At 41.3% G+C, this 17,134-nt stretch carries 16 protein-coding genes and 1 pseudogene; 2 read left to right on the plus strand and 15 right to left on the minus strand.

What is annotated here, in order from left to right; all coding sequences use genetic code 11:
* Nucleotides 1-390 precede the first annotated feature (390 nt).
* From RCG24_RS12805 to RCG24_RS12840, 9 genes and pseudogenes are all read right to left on the minus strand, one after another.
* Nucleotides 391-1,383: a LacI family DNA-binding transcriptional regulator gene (locus RCG24_RS12805; RefSeq protein WP_308077174.1), complete on the minus strand. Its 993-nt coding sequence runs from the start codon at nucleotides 1,381-1,383 to the stop codon at nucleotides 391-393.
* 16 nt (nucleotides 1,384-1,399) lie between these two features.
* Nucleotides 1,400-2,449, minus strand: coding sequence for an aldose epimerase family protein (locus RCG24_RS12810; protein WP_202652897.1), 1,050 nt, complete (start codon nucleotides 2,447-2,449; stop codon nucleotides 1,400-1,402).
* An 85-nt stretch (nucleotides 2,450-2,534) separates the two neighbouring features.
* On the minus strand, nucleotides 2,535-4,022 hold the full coding sequence (gene galT / locus RCG24_RS12815; RefSeq protein ID WP_308077175.1) for a UDP-glucose--hexose-1-phosphate uridylyltransferase: 1,488 nt from the start codon (nucleotides 4,020-4,022) through the stop codon (nucleotides 2,535-2,537).
* Between the two features lie 18 nt (nucleotides 4,023-4,040).
* Nucleotides 4,041-4,120, minus strand: a pseudogene (locus RCG24_RS21295) (NAD-dependent epimerase/dehydratase family protein); the annotation flags it as partial.
* Complete coding sequence (locus tag RCG24_RS12820) at nucleotides 4,117-5,298, minus strand: galactokinase (protein WP_374049093.1); 1,182 nt, start codon at nucleotides 5,296-5,298, stop codon at nucleotides 4,117-4,119. The pseudogene RCG24_RS21295 and the gene RCG24_RS12820, both read right to left, overlap by 4 nt.
* A 425-nt stretch (nucleotides 5,299-5,723) precedes the next feature.
* A complete protein-coding gene (locus RCG24_RS12825; protein WP_308077176.1) occupies nucleotides 5,724-5,867 on the minus strand; it encodes a hypothetical protein in 144 nt (47 codons plus the stop codon).
* An 18-nt stretch (nucleotides 5,868-5,885) separates the two neighbouring features.
* On the minus strand, nucleotides 5,886-7,109 hold the full coding sequence (locus tag RCG24_RS12830; protein WP_308077177.1) for an ATP-grasp domain-containing protein: 1,224 nt from the start codon (nucleotides 7,107-7,109) through the stop codon (nucleotides 5,886-5,888).
* A gap of 180 nt (nucleotides 7,110-7,289) precedes the next feature.
* The gene (locus tag RCG24_RS12835) at nucleotides 7,290-8,522 is read right to left on the minus strand and encodes a Zn-dependent hydrolase (protein WP_308077178.1); all 1,233 of its coding nucleotides are present in this window, start codon (nucleotides 8,520-8,522) and stop codon (nucleotides 7,290-7,292) included.
* Nucleotides 8,523-8,722: 200 nt separating this feature from the next.
* On the minus strand, nucleotides 8,723-9,613 hold the full coding sequence (locus RCG24_RS12840) for a LysR family transcriptional regulator (RefSeq protein ID WP_308077179.1): 891 nt from the start codon (nucleotides 9,611-9,613) through the stop codon (nucleotides 8,723-8,725).
* Nucleotides 9,614-9,733: 120 nt separating this feature from the next.
* Between RCG24_RS12840 and RCG24_RS12845 the strand changes: the two genes are divergently transcribed.
* The gene (locus RCG24_RS12845; RefSeq protein WP_374049094.1) at nucleotides 9,734-10,801 is read left to right on the plus strand and encodes a YeiH family protein; all 1,068 of its coding nucleotides are present in this window, start codon (nucleotides 9,734-9,736) and stop codon (nucleotides 10,799-10,801) included.
* Between the two features lie 126 nt (nucleotides 10,802-10,927).
* Here the strand turns inward: RCG24_RS12845 and RCG24_RS12850 are convergent, their stop codons facing one another.
* The 5 genes from RCG24_RS12850 to RCG24_RS12870 form a co-directional block, all read right to left on the minus strand.
* Nucleotides 10,928-12,310 (minus strand): L-cystine transporter, encoded by a 1,383-nt coding sequence (locus tag RCG24_RS12850; RefSeq protein WP_308077180.1) that lies wholly within the window; start codon nucleotides 12,308-12,310, stop codon nucleotides 10,928-10,930.
* 257 nt (nucleotides 12,311-12,567) lie between these two features.
* Complete coding sequence (locus RCG24_RS12855) at nucleotides 12,568-13,281, minus strand: hypothetical protein (protein WP_308077181.1); 714 nt, start codon at nucleotides 13,279-13,281, stop codon at nucleotides 12,568-12,570.
* Nucleotides 13,281-14,033 carry a hypothetical protein gene (locus RCG24_RS12860; RefSeq protein ID WP_308077182.1) on the minus strand — a complete coding sequence of 251 codons (753 nt, stop codon included), beginning with the start codon at nucleotides 14,031-14,033 and terminating at the stop codon, nucleotides 13,281-13,283. Before RCG24_RS12860 ends, RCG24_RS12855 begins: the two co-directional genes overlap by 1 nt.
* A complete protein-coding gene (locus RCG24_RS12865; RefSeq protein ID WP_308077183.1) occupies nucleotides 14,011-14,913 on the minus strand; it encodes an ABC transporter ATP-binding protein in 903 nt (300 codons plus the stop codon). The genes RCG24_RS12860 and RCG24_RS12865 overlap by 23 nt, the downstream gene beginning before the upstream one ends.
* Nucleotides 14,910-15,290 carry a GntR family transcriptional regulator gene (locus RCG24_RS12870; RefSeq protein ID WP_308077184.1) on the minus strand — a complete coding sequence of 127 codons (381 nt, stop codon included), beginning with the start codon at nucleotides 15,288-15,290 and terminating at the stop codon, nucleotides 14,910-14,912. Before RCG24_RS12870 ends, RCG24_RS12865 begins: the two co-directional genes overlap by 4 nt.
* A gap of 198 nt (nucleotides 15,291-15,488) precedes the next feature.
* Between RCG24_RS12870 and RCG24_RS12875 the strand changes: the two genes are divergently transcribed.
* The gene (locus tag RCG24_RS12875) at nucleotides 15,489-16,325 is read left to right on the plus strand and encodes an aldo/keto reductase (protein WP_308077185.1); all 837 of its coding nucleotides are present in this window, start codon (nucleotides 15,489-15,491) and stop codon (nucleotides 16,323-16,325) included.
* A gap of 120 nt (nucleotides 16,326-16,445) precedes the next feature.
* Here the strand turns inward: RCG24_RS12875 and RCG24_RS12880 are convergent, their stop codons facing one another.
* Nucleotides 16,446-16,916 carry a nucleoside deaminase gene (locus RCG24_RS12880; RefSeq protein WP_308077186.1) on the minus strand — a complete coding sequence of 157 codons (471 nt, stop codon included), beginning with the start codon at nucleotides 16,914-16,916 and terminating at the stop codon, nucleotides 16,446-16,448.
* Between the last annotated feature and the right edge of the window lie 218 nt (nucleotides 16,917-17,134).

Raw genomic sequence — 17,134 nt, forward strand, 5'->3', positions numbered from 1 at the left:
TTTCCCCATTCCTTTTCTAAATCTTCTAAACATGAAAATAAAACACTCCAATAATTCTAATGATACACTCTCTGAATTTATAGTAAATGGATATTTTGTTAATTTATTTTGAACCTTTTTAAAACATGAAAAATATCACCTAAATGTCACACTCGCTATAAATACTATAAAATCATAAAAATTAGTCTTTTACACCCCTTCAAACTGTATTACTCTTAAAATATTATTAACTATAACAGTTTGGGTGTCAGGCACCACAAAAAGACAAATACATCATTTTGTCCACCCCAGGCGGACAGTTTTCCAGTAGTTGGATATACACTTGTTATAAATGGTAAAAAACTCACCAGTTATTGATTCTGGTGAGTTTTTTTCTATGCTTTTGGGAGGTTAAAAGCTGCTGTTGCGAATGATAAGTTCTGTGGCAATCGATATCGTTTTAGCAATTTTTCTGCCGCCGATTCTTTCGAGGAGCGTATCGACAGCTGTTTCCCCCATGAGTTCGGTATACACCTTTACGGTACTTAGAGACGGAAAGACATATTTGGATACACTTATGTCGTTAACACCAATAATATTCACTCGTTCCGGCACGGCGATACCTGCTTCCAAAAGTGCACGAAGAGCACCGATTGCCAAGGAATCACTTCCTAAAAAGAATGCTGTGGGAAGGTCAACACCGCATTCATTAATTGCCTTCTTCATAAGATTATATCCAGCTTCCACTGAGAAGCTACCGGTATAAACAAATGCTTCATTCAACATCCCTGTTTCCGTTAAGTAACGTTTAAACGCTCGCTCTCTTGGATCCTCTATCATCGAGGTTTGATCTTTAAAAGCTTCCCTGCCCCCGATATAACCAATTTGTTTATGGCCTTTTTCGAGCAAATAGCTTAACACCTTCTCCGTTGCTGTTTCAAAGTCAATCACCACGGAATCAAAGCTCTCTTCGTCCGGGCAAGAGTCGACAAAGACAATGTTTTCAGTTGCAGATTGCAGGTCCATCACTTGTTTTTGGCTAAATTTTCCGATCGCAATCAGTCCCTGAATATCTTCTTGCTTGAGATTCGCTAAATTATCATGAAAATATCTGATGATTTGAAGGCCGCGATCTTGGCAGCGGTTTTCCACCCCAAGCCGGATTGACATATAATACAAATCTTCCAGCTCTTCCTTTTCAGAGTACCAATGTACAAGGGCAATTTTTCCCGTTTCTTGTTTCCGGGCTGTCGGCTTCTTCTTATAATCCAGCTCCTCTGCTGCTTCAAAAATTCTTTTTTTTGTTTCATCACTGACAGAAAGAGTCGTGTCATAATTCAATACGCGCGAAACAGTAGCAATTGATACCCCTGCTTTTTTGGCAATTTCTTTAATGGTAGCCATTGGCATTTACTCCTTATCACTTAACAGAAAAACGATAGCTCGTTTCTTGATAATATTCTTCCTCTGGATTTAAAATCACAGACGGAAATTGTGGATGATGTATCGCATCTGGGTACCCTTGTGTTTCAAGGCAAACTCCCAAATATTTTCTTGCCTGAACACCGCCTATGGAAAAAGGCCCTTCTAATTGATTGGCTGTATATAAGACCACACATGGTTGATTTGTCGTAATCGTCAGCATCCGGCCGCTTTCCTCCTCACTTAAAAGGATTGTATTTTTCTCCTCCATTTTCGAAAAAACAATCGCATGGTCATAGCCATGACCGACAAGTACATTTTGCGAATGCCATGATTGAATCCCTTCATTCATCACCCGACCGTTGCGGAAATCAAATGGTGTACCAGCTGCGGCTAATATTTTTCCGGTCGGGATCAGATCCGCACCAAGCTCTAAAAAGCGGTCATTATCAAGCTGCAGCTTATGTTGAGAACAGTCTCGCTTAAGATTCCCACTTAGGTTAAAATATGAGTGATTTGTTAAGTTCACTAGCGTTTTGTGGTCTGTTTTGGCCTTATAGGTAATTTTTAATTCATTTTCATGATTTAAAAGGTAGGTAACGGTCGTTTCCAAGTTTCCAGGGTAACCCTCTTCGCCATCCGGGCTGTGATAGGAAAACTTTACACCAACCGATTGTTCTTTTTCAAACGTTGCGGCTTGCCAAACTCTTGAGTTAAAACCCTTCCTGCCGCCATGCAGATGATTTGGGCCTTCGTTAGCCGTAAGAAAATAGTCCTTTCCATCCAGTTGGAATTTGGCACCTTGAATTCTTCCGGCGACGCGGCCAACAACTGCTCCAAAATACGGTGACCATTTTACATAATCGTCAAAGCGGTCAAAACCCAGAACTACATTTTCAACGTTCCCATTACGGTCGGGCACGATAATTTTGGTAATCACACCGCCAAAGTTCAGGAAAGAAATCGACATCCCTGAATCGTTACTTAAGCAATATTCCATCACTGTCTGCCCATCATACTGCCCGAAAACTTTTTCTGAAATCCTCATCTTCTTCACCCCAATTTCCGAAAACCAAAACTTTTTCTAACAATCAGCAGGGATCAAGCAAAACCCCACTGATTGAAGTTTCAATTTACAATTTATCAATGAACCGCTTGAATCCTGCCCTTCCGGCTTCATCGCGTTTAAACACACCGGCATCCTCTAATACCCGTAAAAATTTCTTCCCTACTTCTTCACGAACAATCTTTTTGCTATTCTCCTCCGCAGCGGCAGCGCCATAACAGGCTTTCAACTGTTCCGCCCATTCTAAATGATAATCAGCCACATTTGCTTCTCGGCCAAGAATGTAATTTTCCACTTCTACAAGTTCCTCTTTTAAACGTGCCGGTAACACGGCAAGCCCCATGACTTCAATTAACCCGATGTTTTCTTTTTTAATATGATGAACATCAGCGTGCGGGTGGAAAATTCCGAGCGGATGTTCCTCACTCGTCCGATTATTCCTTAGTACCAGATCCAGTTCGAAAAATTCTCCTTTTTTCCGGGCAATCGGGGTAACTGTATTATGCGGGGTCCCACCGCTCCAAGCCAAGATCCCTAGTGACACATCACGGTAGTTTCTCCATTTATCTAAAATATGAGTTCCTGCAGTCACAAGCGAGCCGGTATCCTTTGAACGCAGCCGAATCACTGACATCGGCCATTTAACAACAGAGCATTGCACAGCTGGAAATCCAGTCAATTCAAACGTCCAATCGGCCTCAGCCTTTGCCATGGCAAATTCATAATTGCCGCCTTGGTAATGATCATGCGATAATATCGAGCCGCCGACGATTGGCAGATCGGCATTCGAGCCGAGAAAATAATGCGGAAATTGTTCAACAAACTCCAAAATCCTTCTGAACGAATCAGGGGTGATTTTCATTTCGGTATGCTGCTCTGACAGCACTATACAATGTTCGTTATAATACATATATGGTGAGTACTGTAAGAACCACGTCTTATCTAACAAGTTGAGCCGAATCATCCGATGATTGGAGCGTGCCGGATGACCAATTCTACCGGCATAGCCTTCATTCTCGACACAAAGGAGACATTTCGGATAGGCTGTTTGCTTCGCCTCTCGTTCACGGGCGATATTTTTCGGGTCCTTTTCCGGCTTTGATAGATTAATGGTAATATCAAGTTCGCCGTATTCGGTTGGCACTTTATACTGAATATTCTTTTGGATCCGTTTCATTTGAATGTAATTGCTATTTTTACTTAACTCATAAAAATACTCTGTTGCTGCTTTCGGACTCTGCTGATATTTTTCAAAAAAGAGCCGATTAACTTCAGAAGGCCTGGCAACAAAACAATTCATGATTTTACTTGCAAGAATTTCTTTTTCATCCAAATAATCCTCAATCATCCTCTGCTCGCAGGCATATGCAACAATTCTCTCAAGGATACTTGGAATATCCTCAGGAATTTCACAGCAATCGGCTTCCTTTTCCCTGAACTCAGTTAAATGCAGCAGCGATAAGACTTGATTACGCGCATAAATTTCATCCTGCTTCTCGATTAATCCCGCTGTAATCACCCGGTCAATAAGCTGCTGGATCAATTGGTAAATCATTTTTCCCACCTTACCTTTTACTTCGTATCCTCGACGATTAATTGATCAACGGCATAGGAGCCAATATAGCCTGCTTCGCCTAACACGAGAATGCTCATTTTACTTCCTCCAATTCAATTTCTTTTGCCCCATCCCCGATACTGGCAACATAAAAATCTGCAGCGTAACCGATCGTTTCTTTATAAGCCGATCCCACATTTGCAATAAAATGGTCGACTTCTTCATTTTCAACAATCGCAATCGCACAGCCGCCAAAGCCGGCCCCGGTCATGCGAGCACCAAGGACTCCGGGGTGGTTCCAGGCCGCTTCCACTAAACTGTCTAATTCCACTCCCGTTACTTCATAATCATCCCGTAAAGAAATATGGGACTGGTTCATCAGTTGGCCAAATGCTGTTAGATTACCTGCCTTCAACTCATCCAAGGCCTTTATGGTTCTTACATTTTCGTAAACTGCATGTTTTGCCCGTTTCCGAACGGTTTCATTGGTAATCAACTGTTGATTTTCATCAAACTCTTTTTCCGAAAGCTGTCCAAGTGCTTCAATTGGGAGCTTCTGCTGCAGCTGTTTGAGCGCCTCTTCACATTCACTCCTGCGCTCATTATATTTGGAATCCGCTAATTCCCGGCGCTTGTTTGTATTCATGATGATAATTTTGTGATTTTCAAGCTGGATCGGAGCATACTCATACTTTAAAGTCTGACAATCTAATAAGATACCTGCATCCTTTTTTCCCATGCCAACAGCAAACTGGTCCATAATCCCGCTGTTAACACCGATAAATTCATTTTCAACCCGCTTGCCAATTTTGATTAACTCGAGGCGGGGAATCTCTAATTGGTATAAGCCGTTAACCAGCACCCCTGTTAACAGCTCAATCGAAGCCGATGAGGATAGACCTGCCCCATTGGGAATGTTTCCTTCAATGGCACAATCAAAACCAGTGGGAATTACAAATCCCGCCTCAATGATATAGCGGAGCATACCCTTTGGATAGTTGGCCCAAGAATGCTGTTGATCATAATCCAATTCATTTAAGTTAAATTCAATTACTCCTTTATTAGGAAAGTTCTTGGAATATAAACGGATCAGCTGATCTTCCCGTTGTCTGGCAACAGCGTAAGTTCCATAGGTGATGGCACACGGAAAAACATGACCGCCGTTATAATCTGTATGTTCCCCAATTAAATTAATACGACCAGGAGCGAAGAATGCTTGTTTTGGTAAAACGCCAAAGGCATCTAAGAATGTTTTGTTTAATGTTATTACGTTCAAGGTGGAATCCCCTTTCTTTAGGTAAAGATTTTGAAATTCCTGTCATTATTAAAAATAATTATCTGTCTGTCATTTTATCTTACACCGATTAGTAAAAACAAAACAATATTTTACTTAAATTTTACTAAAATATTTTATTTACCAATATAAACTTTATTACAGATTTTAATAGAGCAAACAAATTAGTCTGAAAGATAATAAAAAAGAAACATGGACCCCTCAACGAAAGTCCATGTGTTCCTTACCGGCAATGAAAAAAATTCCTATTTTTCTGCAAAGTGTTTTTCAGCTGCTAAATAGCGTATGTTTTCAATCTTTCTAGAATCAAAGATTGCTTATAGCTTTTGGAATATAACTGTTAATAATTACATCGGGAAATTTCTTTTGTTGTTCAACTCTTTTCCCCGCTTCATAAACCCAACCCTTCACCATCTTTCTCCCAAAATCCACACCATTGAAGGAAAAATAAATAACCCTAGTCCCTCCATTTTGGCGGCAGCTGCATATAAATAAGCTTTCTTAACATCTGCAATCTGCAGGATGCTTCCGATGATGTAGCATTCCATCAAGAACCATATGTTTCTTCTTTAAAGCGGTTCTAAATAAAATTTTATCTCGGCAGCAGCTTTATTCGCTGTCTTTTTTGCCTTTTCAGCGCTGTCCGCGACGGCAATCACATAGGCATAGCGGTCACCCATCGACTGCGGTTTCCTTAAGATTGCTCCTTTTCGCGGTTTCACGTAAACCATTTTAACTTCATCATGCTTTAACGCTCGATTCTTACCGGTTATTTTGATTAATTTTCCTAGTGAATGAATTGTAATATATTTTGCATAAACATAGTTCATTACTGTTTTTTTCAAATTAGGTTTCAATCCTAAGAATAATTTGATGGTCTCCTTGACCAAATTAATTCCTGTACCCTCTTCAATAATTCGATTCATTGCTCCACCGGACATTCTAGGATTGATCTCAATCAGCTTCCATTCTCCTCTTACGTTCCGCATTTCCAGATGACAGGTTCCATTGGTTAATTGAAGGTGTCTTATAATCTTAAAAACGGCTGTTTCTAATTTTTCACTTTCATTTATATTTAATAGGGCTGGATAATTGTAACCAGTGACAATAAAGCGCGCACCGTTTAAAATCTCCTGTTCAATCACGGCAATAATTGAAATTTCACCATTAACTACCATCACTTCGATTAAATATTGTGGTCCATCTAGATATTCTTCGATTAAAATCACATCATTGGGGATTCTTTTTTTTAAGTATTGTAATCCTTTCATTAATTCCGCGACTGAGTTAACAGGGAGTACATCCTTTGAGCCATTTGATACGGGGGACTTTAACACTAGAGGAAAGGAATTCTCTAGTTGCTGAAGCGCTTCGTCAATTGGTTTATCGATATGATAAATGATATGTTTTGGAGAAACAGGGAGCTCTGTTATATGTTTACGCACAAGTGATTTATTCTCAATCAACGATAAGGCCTTGGTTGATAACTGCACAATTCCTAATTGTTGTGACAGTTCTGCGGCTAAAGCAACAAAGGGGTCAATGAAACTGATAACTGCCTCAATCTGTTTATTTTTCTGCTGTAACTCCTGAATAATCGAAAGAACTATGTTTTTATCCAATAAATCCTCTACATAGATCATTTGCTGCACTTCCGAAAATTCTTTTCTTTGCCTGATAAAACTTTTTCGATTAGTTAATAAAACAGTATAGTATCCCATATTAGTGGATACAAATAGGGCTTCTCTGCTTGTTCCAGATTTATTACTACCAATAAAAACAATTGTCTGCATACGAACCACTCATCCCCAGTATTACAAATTTAATAAAAAATACTCTAACATAAAGTATGTCATTTCAAAATGAATGACACTTGGAATTCCTATTCCTGTGCCCTACTTTTCGAAAATGAAAAAGAGTGGCCGCCTTTATGTTTAGAGGCACCACTCTTCTAGTTTTGTAGTTCAAATTTCCTATTTAGATAATAAAGCGAGAACAGTATCCAAAATAACATTGACCCCTTTTTCACAGTCTTCCCATGTGGTCAATTCTTCCTCACAGTGGCTTTTTCCATTGATGCTTGGAACAAATAACATCGCTGTCGGAACATAACTGGCAATAAACTGGGCATCATGTCCCGCGCCGCTGACCATTCTTCGGTTTGAATATCCCAGCGAAGCGGCGGATTGCTCTAATAGTTGACACAGTTCAGGTGCAAACCAAACGGTATCACGCTCCCATAATTTCGTTGTCTTCACTTCACAGCCCTCATTTACCCCTAAAGACGGCAGGCCTTGAATGATTTCTTTTACTGTCGCGATGATCTCCATGTTTTTATGCCTTGCTTCCAGTGTAAAGACCACTTTATTGGGAATAACCGTGTGGATACTTGGATAAACATTTACCCTGCCGATCGTATAGACCAACTCCTGATCCAGTACACTTAAACGCTTGCGTATTTCATTGATCAGGTTATTCGCGGCAAACAAGGCATCCCTTCGCATGGACATTGGCGTTGTCCCGGCATGGTTGGATTCGCCTGTCACTTCAATTTCATAGCAGGCCATGCCTACAACGCATTCCACTACCCCGATCGTCAATGCTTCTTTTTCCAAAACCGGCCCTTGTTCAATATGCATCTCTAAAAAGGCCGTCGCTTCCTTCAGCCGATTCTCAATGTCACCCGCATAGCCGCTGGCTGCCAAAGCTTCACCAAAAGTAATTCCTTCTGAATCCTGACTCCCGAACATGACGTTTTTATCAAATTTCCCCGAAAGGACACCTGAAGCCATCATTGACGGTTCAAATCTGGCCCCTTCTTCATTGGTAAAATTGACAAGCGTAATCGGAATGCTGGGTTCAATTTGATTTTCAACCAGTGTCCTTACAACTTCTAAACCGGTTAGTACTCCTAAAATGCCGTCAAACCGGCCTCCTTTTTTGACGGAGTCGATATGGGAACCGATCACGATTGGCGGTTTATCCTCAAGACCCGCGAGCGTTGCGTACATGCAGCCCATATCGTCTACCTTGACGGTCATTCCCAGTTCCTCGCAGCAGGTACGAAAATAGTCTCTAGCTTGAATATCTTCCTTTGATAACGACAAGCGGGTAACCCCATTATTTTCGGTCCGGCCAAACTCTGCAAACTTTTCCAACTCCTGTTTCAATCTTTTGCCATTAATTAAAACCTTTTGTCGCTGCATTCTGTAACACTCCCCTTTACCCATAATTTAAGTGTGTCAAAATGTCTGTTTCCACAAATGGAGCATCGTTTTCCTTTCAAAAAGACGATATGTTAAAATATTTCGTCAATTATAAATTATAAATCCTTCCCAAAAGTTGTCATTAGACAAAACATAACATCTTTACGCTAACTTGTTTTATAGTTTGTATGATTCACTGATTACTCAAAGTCAGACAAGTATTCCCTTAAGGTTTCAATAAACGTTTTAACCGCTTTAGTCTGAAACGTAGTATGAGTGATAATCGAAAAATTCCGAATAAAAGGAAGCCCCTCTACATCAATCACCCCGAGGTAGCCGTTTCGCAGTTCTTTTTCAATTGCCCAACGGGATAATAAAGAAATTCCCAGGCCAGCTTGCACCGATTCCTTAATCAGCTGTGTGCTGCCAAATTCCATTATTTTTTTCGGAGTAAACTGACGACTGCTAAAAAGGTTTTCCGCCGCCTCTCTTGTTCCAGAGCCCTCTTCCCTTAAGATCCACGTTTCTTCTGCTAATTCGGCCAAACTGAGTGTACCTGTTTTATTAGTTAAGGAATGGTCCGGGGAAGCGACGATAACCATCTTATCTTCAGAAACGACTTCTGAATTAAGCTGGTCATTATGTAAAAATCCTTCAATAATACCAATATCTAATAGATGGGAACTTACCAGCTCAATGATTTCCTTTGAGTTGTGAATTTTAATTGATGGCTGAATATGCGGATAATTATGTTGCATTCTTGCAATAATATGCGGCAATAAATATTCGCCAAATGTGTAACTTGCTCCAATAGTAATCGGTCCACTCGCGTTATTGGTGAGATCATCGACCAAAGATTGCATTTTTGTCATCAGCGCCAAAATTTCCTGAGCATGATAATAAACGATTTCTCCGGCCTGATTGAGACGGACAAACTTGTTGGTTCGTTCCAACAATCTGGCACCAATCTGCTCCTCCAACGATTTGATGTACTGGCTGACGGCCGGCTGAGTCATGTGTAATTCCTCTGCGGCCTTTGAAAAATTCCCCTTTTCAACCACCTTTACAAAAATCTGTAAATATTGATCCATTATCCTAGAAGCCTCCTACGTTTATAACTGCTTACTTATTATACCTATTATATATATTTATTTTTCTTATCAATCAAATAGTTGTACTCTAAGTTTAGATTTTAAATTGAGGTGATCTTGGTGGGGAACGAAACAGCTCAAGCATTATCTTTAGATGAGGAATTCGAAAAGCAGTCTAAAAAGCCTGCGCCGAAGCCATCTGTTGGTCTCTGGCTCGGGGGTATTGCCTTTACATTTATTACTGCCTTTTGTGGCTTTGCCTTAGCAAAAGTGCCCGGATTTGACCGAGTCGGACCGCTGGCCAGTGCAATTGTGATTGCCATCATTTACCGGCAGGTTTTTGGCTATCCTGAAAAAATTCGTGCGGGGATTCAATTTTCAGCAAAACGATTTCTGCGATTCGCCATTATTTTATATGGGTTAAAGCTAAATATTGATATCGTCCTACATCAGGGGCTGGGTCTGCTTGTCCGCGATGCTGGTGTGATTACGGTTGCCATTCTGTTAACCGTTTGGCTTGGTAAATGGTTGAAGGCAGAGTCGACACTTACAATGCTCGTTGGAATCGGTACTGGCGTATGCGGAGCAGCCGCGATTGCCGCGGTTTCCCCGATTATTAAAGCGAAGGACGAAGATACCGCAATTGGGGTTGGTATTATTGCATTGGTGGGAACAATTTTCTCGATTACCTATACGATATTACGGCCTATCTTGCCGCTATCTGCGATTGAATACGGCATTTGGAGCGGGATCAGCCTGCACGAAATCGCCCATGTTGCCTTGGCTGGCGCGCCAGCAGGGCCGGATGGCTTAGCAATTGCCCTGCTGGCCAAGCTTGGCCGAGTGCTCTTGCTGATTCCCTTATGTTTCATTCTCATGTATTGGATGAAAATGCGAAGCGCCGGGAAGACCGGGACTGAGGGGACAAAAATTGAATTTCCATGGTTCCTGATTGGCTTTATTTTAATGAGTGTATTTGGAAGCTATGTCCTTGGCAAATCCATTCCGGTTTCAAAAGCGGCCATGGACGAAATTTCCACAGCCACTACCTTTATTTTAACCTCTGCAATGGTCGGCCTTGGCTTAAACGTCAGCCTCCACGACCTACGCACAAAAGCACTGCGTCCGCTGATTGCGATGTTAATTACATCCGTACTGCTTTCAGTCATTGCTTATTTTATTGCGTAAAAGAAAAAGGTGTCAGGCACCATTCGTGGACAAATGACTTCATTTGTCCACCCCAGGTGGACAGTCGAAGTTTCAATAGGACTGTCCCGCTGTTTTGGTGCTTGACACCTTATTTATGCTTTTTTATTAAGCTTCAGCTATAGTTGTTTGTTGATAGACATCTTTTTCCAACTCACCTGTTGCTCTTGCGGTTAAGATTCCTGCCGTCATGCTGCCGCTGACATTAAGAGCGGTACGTCCCATGTCAATCAGTGGCTCTACTGAAATGAGCAAACCGACTATGGCGATTGGCAGGTTCATCACGGATAATACAATCAGGGCCGCAAAGGTTGCTCCACCGCCCACTCCGGCAACTCCGAAGGAACTGATCGCGACAACCAAAATTAGGGTTAAAATGAATGATAGACTCGTTGGGTCAATCCCGGCAGCAGGTGCTACCATGATCGCTAACATCGCTGGATACATACCGGCACAACCATTTTGTCCGATTGAAAGTCCAAACGAAGCAGCAAAGTTGGCAATCCCTTCTGAAACCCCAAAATCCTTCGTCTGCGATTTAATATTTAATGGTAATGTTCCTGCACTTGTCCGTGAGGTAAATGCAAAAGTCAATGTTGGTAATGCTTTTTTCACATAATTTAGCGGATTTAATTTTGCAAATGTTAATAGCAATAAATGGACGATAAATATGAGAATAAGTCCTACATATGATGCAACGACGAATTTTCCTAACTTGACAATAGCTTCATAATCACTTGTCGCTGTTACTCTGGTGATGATCGCCAAAATCCCATACGGGGTCAAACGAAGAATCAAAGTAACAACCCTCATAATAATCGTGTACAAGGTATCAATTATTTTCGCAAAGAAATCCGCCGATTCCGGATTTTTTCGCTTTACTCCAAGATAGGCCATTCCGATAAAAGCGGCAAAAATGACGACAGCAATAGTTGATGTTGGCCGTGCACCGGTTAAATCCTGAAACGGATTGCTTGGCAATAATTCCAAGATTTGTTGAGGAATTGTCATGTCTTTAACTGTGACTACTTTTTCCTGCAACAGGGCATTGCGGGCATTTTCGGCTTCTCCTGCAGTCAGGTGAATCCCGTCAAGTCCAAATCCCAACGCTGAGCCGATGCCAATGGCCGCTGAAATAGCAGTCGTCCCAAGCAGGATCCCAATAACAAGGAAGCTGATTTTTCCGATGTTTTTGGTTAACTTTAATTTTGTAAAGGCACCGACAATTGAAATAAATACGAGTGGCATAACAATCATTTGCAGCAGTTTCACATACCCGTCAGCAACGATGCTAAACCAGTTGATTGACCCAGTGGTTACTTTGGAAGTTACCCCATAAATCAAATGAAGTACTAACCCAAATACGATCCCTAAACCTAGCGCCGTAAACACGCGTTTTGAAAATGACACGTGCTTCTTTTGCATAAAAAATAAACCAGCCATGAGCAAAAATAACACAGCAATATTCACTATGATAAGAATGGTGTTCATGATGTCTCCCCTTCATATAGTAAGTTCATATAACATTTTCTTATACGAAGATTTTAATACCATAATTCCAATAAGTCAAGTAGGAATTATAGAAAATGATATGATCTAACCAAAACCTACTAACCTTACAACCTCAAAAAACCGGACCGCCACAGGGGCTATCCGGTTTAAATTATTGTCTGAAACGCAACTGTCCACCCCAGGCGTACAAATGTCCACGAGTGGTGTCAGGCACCAACAAAGGCACCCTCCACTGTTCACTTTACGTATTCGAGGTTGAGGTCGGAGTTTTTGATTATTTTTAGATTTTGTGGGACTTTGAGATATAAGATCGCCTGTCCTTCGCTGGAATAGGATTCGTGACCGAAAAAGTTTTCACCGTTAAATTGCTTGACGGTAAATACGTTTGAGAATTGTGATAATCTTAGTTGGTTTTTTGACGAATTGGTAAGACGCAGACGGTTACCTGTTATTTCAAGTCCAGGAGGATGAACCAATTTTGAGATATCCATTCCATTCACTTCAGATCTGGTCATATAGAAACCAATCTCAATGTGACCATCATTTTGTCCCTTTCTTTCCACTATAAAGGTAATGTTATAGGAAGTATCATTATTAGTGGTAATTTCAAGCTGCTGCTGCTTAAATTTGAAATCCCAACTTTTCAACAAAAACTTCTGGTCATACTGGTTGATATTCCCCGCTATTGCCGCATCATACAAACTCGTGCTTTCCTGATCAAGCACATTACTGTTTACCTTTTCCAATTCAGTCAGGCCCTTAACCGGTAATACATTACTTATTACCATGGAAATGATAAGAATGGCTAAATATGCGCCAACAGCCCAGCGGACCCGCATACTATAAGGCAGCCACCCGCTTCTATTGACCGTTTTCGCCAGTTTGAAAGCCACGCCGACAACACAACCTATGACTATTAACATAATGAAAATAGGAGTGATCGCCATCATTATGGTTTCACCTCCATTTTGTTAGATAGGATAAATGCACCGCAAAACATTAGGACCGCCGTTGCCAAAACTTTAACGATAAAAAGAACAAACGATGTTTCCATAAAGAAAAACTTAACCAAAGCAGCAATGACCCCATCCTGCCCGCGTAACCCATCAAGTATTAACCCGCCAACAAAGATAACCGGCAGCACAACTGCGAAGGCCCGGCTTAACTGAACAAGTGTCCCCACCATGTACCCTATTGCAGAAAACAGAAGAATATAGAGAGTCGTCACGCCAGTACCGATTAACAAATCCATTACTCCGGCTAAATTCACAGGACTGATGATTAAAAAACTGCTTTTAAAAATGAAGACAATGATTTTTACCAAAAAGGTAGTCAACATCGAGGTGATCCCTCCGACTATACTCGCGGTCAGCAGGAACAAGACATTGGATAAATTACTGCTGAGACGATTGGTAACCAATATGAAATCATCATTTCGGTACGCCTTCGTGGTAATCAGAATGGCGGTGATGAACCCCCACAGGATTGTAAATCCAACCACCACATCTGCCGAATAATAACGGAGCTCCAAGTCTATCAAGCCGCCGCTGCTCGCCATCATGCCAGAACTGCCTTGCGAAAACAAAATGGCGATTAATTGAACAATAACCATTGACATAAACACCTGAATATAGGCCTTCAGCTTGTAAGCATATTGGCGCTTGACAATCTCCCACAGACTAACCTTCGTTAAAGACATCATCAATGCCTCCCTTCGTTTTACCAGTTAAATAGACACAGAGATCCGTAGAGCTCACAGGCAGAACATTCATCCCGGCCTGTTTTGCCTTCTGCACTTCTACCTCCGAGAAATCATTTCTTACCACCACATAGGATTGATCAAAGGCACCGCTTTTCGAAAAAATAACGTCCCGGTCCTTCGTCCATTCGTTCACAAGAGCAGCCTTCCCTTCCAGCCCAATGGCCCATTCGCGAAAATCAGCCATTGGCATATGAAGCAGATTCCCGCCCTGTTTCATCAGTAAAATATCCTCTAATAAATCCTCAATTTCTTCTAAATGATGACTCGAGAGAATAATTGTCCGGGGATTAGCAATGTAGTCCTTAAGTAAAGCCCGGTAAAAATCCTTGCGAACCGCCGCATCCATCCCTGTTGTTGGCTCATCAAACAGCGTTAATGGCGTACGGGCCGCTAAACCTAAGATTGTATTGAAGGTGCTCCTCATCCCTTTCGAGAGCCCATTATAATATTGCGATGGATGGAAAGAAAAGTATTCAAACAGCCGCTGGGCCAGCTCCCGATCCCAATTTTTATAAAACTTTCCCATTGCCTCAAGAATTTCTTGGAGATTCAAGGCTGTCGGCAGGGTCAATTGTTCATGAACAAAAATAAGATTTGCCGAAACGAATAAATTATTAAACGGATTTTCGGAAAAAACTTGGATCTCTCCAGACGTCTGCTCCATATAACCAGCGATAATTTTCAGCAATGTAGATTTCCCTGCTCCATTGCGGCCAATTAACCCGGTAATCGTGTTTTCTTCAATTTTGCAGGAAAAATGATTCAGCGCCTTCGTGCTGCCAAAAACCTTTGTCAATCCGTTACATTCAATTATACTCATTGCCGCTCCTCCTCCGTATTTGCCGTTTTGATCATTTCAATCAGCTCTTGTTTGCTAACATTCAACCGTTCCGCTTCCTGGACAATTTCCTGGACTAGTCGTTTTAAGGTTTGATTTTTCCGCTTGTTGACAATTATGGCTTTCGCATCGTGCCTAACAAACATGCCCAGTCCGCGCTTTTTATAAAGAATTTGTTCATCCGCCAATAGGTTCAACCCCTTCGCCGCCGTTGCCGGGTTAATATTAAAAAGATCCGCCAGCTGATACTGGGAGTAGATTTTCTGATCACTTTCAAAATTTCCATTCAGAATTTCATTCTCAAGCCATTCCGAAATCTGTAGATATATCGGCTTTGTTCCGTCGAGATTTAGAGCCACTTTTACTCCCGCCTCCTCCCTGACATAGTGCATTACTGTTGTAATGTAGTATATTATAAACCACGCTAACCCGCAACCATTTTTGGATAAAACTTCAATCTTTTTGTTTTGAAAATTTATATAAAGACTCCCGGGGTAACTTTCATAAGCTTATGACTAACGCTATACTATAGGAGGATACTGATAGGAGGAATACGCATGAAGAAGACCTTTGAGGATCAAATTACATTACATAATGGTGTCACCATTCCCCAGCACGGTTTTGGAGTATATAAAATCACTGACCCGGCCGAAATGGAAATTGCAATCCCTAAGGCACTGGAAGTAGGCTATCGTTCTTTTGATACGGCGCAAATGTATCAAAATGAAGCCATGCTTGGAGAGCTATTATATAATAGTTCAGTTCCGAGAAAGGACCTGTTTATTACAACCAAAATCAATAACGGAAACCAGGGGTATGATCAAACATTATTTACGTTTGAGGAGTCTTTAGCCGACTTACAGCTTAGCCAGTTGGATCTCCTGCTTGTCCACTGGCCAAGCGAAAAGTATTTTTTCGATACTTGGCGCGCGTTTGAACGTTTATATGATGAAAAAATGGTACGGGCAATTGGTGTTTGTAATTTTCATCAACACCATCTTGAAAAATTAAACACAAAAGCGAATGTCATGCCGATGGTAAACCAAGTTGAGCTTCATCCCTATTTGACACAAGAAGCATTAAGAAACTATCTGAAGGAGCAAAATATTGCAGTTGAAGCATGGAGTCCGCTGGCAAGAGGGAGGATCCTTAATGATCCAGTCCTTGAAGAATTGGCACGGAACTATCATAAAACCACGGCACAGATCATTCTTCGCTGGCACCTGCAGCATGAGTTGATTTTTATCCCGAAATCCGTCACCCCTAGCCGTATAGCAGAAAATAGCGATATCTATGATTTTGAACTATCCGCTGAGGACATGAAAAAAATTGACAAATTAAATAGAAACCAGCGAACCGGATCCGACCCTGATGATGTCTACCCAACCATCTAAATGATTAAGCAACGGCTGACATTAAGCGAATCAACCAAAAGGCACCCTCCATACTTTGGATCGTGCCTTTTTTCTGTCCTCCTGTGACGGACAAATGTCCACGAGTGGTGCCTGACACCATTAATATTGCTGCTTTTGTGGAAGGCTGACCCAGGCATTAAAGGGTCGATAGGTGTTTTCCGGAAGAATACGAACCATGGGGATGCTGCGTTGATTCGGAGGCAAGGCAATTTGTCGGTAAATAAAATGATCATCAAAACCAATTCGGGCTGCATCTTCATTGGTACAGGCGTAGAATATTGATTTGAGTCTTGCCCAATAAATTGCACCTAAACACATCGGACACGGCTCACAGCTTGTATAGAGTTCGCAGCCGGTCAGCTGAAAGCTATTCAAATACTTGCAAGCTTCTCGAATCGCCTCCATTTCTGCATGTGCTGTCGGGTCTTTTTTCACTGCCACCTGATTTCGGCCTACACTAATAATCCGTCCCTCTTTTACGACTATAGCCCCAAATGGACCACCACCATTCGTTAGTACATTTTCGAGCGCAACATCTACGGCAATCTTCATAAACATCAACTCCCGCATAACTCCCCCCTAATATCGGTAACATCTTTCTTTTTTACTAGTGTATTATCCAATATAAGGAAAAAGAATCAAAGAAAAAAGAATAATCTATTACTACATCTTTGATAATTGCCCCGATAACCAAAAGAAGTGGTATAACCGAGAACTGGTTATACCACATTTTCATTTGGTATCAGCGCTAGGTGAAGATAACACATAGTGCTTACATCCATATCCAT

The organism is Neobacillus sp. OS1-32 (genome assembly GCF_030915425.1).
Taxonomy (GTDB): domain Bacteria; phylum Bacillota; class Bacilli; order Bacillales; family Cytobacillaceae; genus Neobacillus; species Neobacillus paridis.

Coding starts and splice junctions, on each gene's coding strand:
- RCG24_RS12805 (WP_308077174.1), bottom strand. CDS start 1,383: ATGGCTACCATTAAAGAAATTGCCAAAAAAGCAGGGGTATCAATTGCT.
- RCG24_RS12810 (WP_202652897.1), bottom strand. CDS start 2,449: ATGAGGATTTCAGAAAAAGTTTTCGGGCAGTATGATGGGCAGACAGTG.
- galT (WP_308077175.1), bottom strand. CDS start 4,022: ATGATTTACCAATTGATCCAGCAGCTTATTGACCGGGTGATTACAGCG.
- RCG24_RS12830 (WP_308077177.1), bottom strand. CDS start 7,109: ATGCAGACAATTGTTTTTATTGGTAGTAATAAATCTGGAACAAGCAGA.
- RCG24_RS12835 (WP_308077178.1), bottom strand. CDS start 8,522: ATGCAGCGACAAAAGGTTTTAATTAATGGCAAAAGATTGAAACAGGAG.
- RCG24_RS12840 (WP_308077179.1), bottom strand. CDS start 9,613: ATGGATCAATATTTACAGATTTTTGTAAAGGTGGTTGAAAAGGGGAAT.
- RCG24_RS12850 (WP_308077180.1), bottom strand. CDS start 12,310: ATGAACACCATTCTTATCATAGTGAATATTGCTGTGTTATTTTTGCTC.
- RCG24_RS12855 (WP_308077181.1), bottom strand. CDS start 13,281: ATGATGGCGATCACTCCTATTTTCATTATGTTAATAGTCATAGGTTGT.
- RCG24_RS12860 (WP_308077182.1), bottom strand. CDS start 14,033: ATGATGTCTTTAACGAAGGTTAGTCTGTGGGAGATTGTCAAGCGCCAA.
- RCG24_RS12865 (WP_308077183.1), bottom strand. CDS start 14,913: ATGAGTATAATTGAATGTAACGGATTGACAAAGGTTTTTGGCAGCACG.
- RCG24_RS12875 (WP_308077185.1), top strand. CDS start 15,489: ATGAAGAAGACCTTTGAGGATCAAATTACATTACATAATGGTGTCACC.
- RCG24_RS12880 (WP_308077186.1), bottom strand. CDS start 16,916: ATGCGGGAGTTGATGTTTATGAAGATTGCCGTAGATGTTGCGCTCGAA.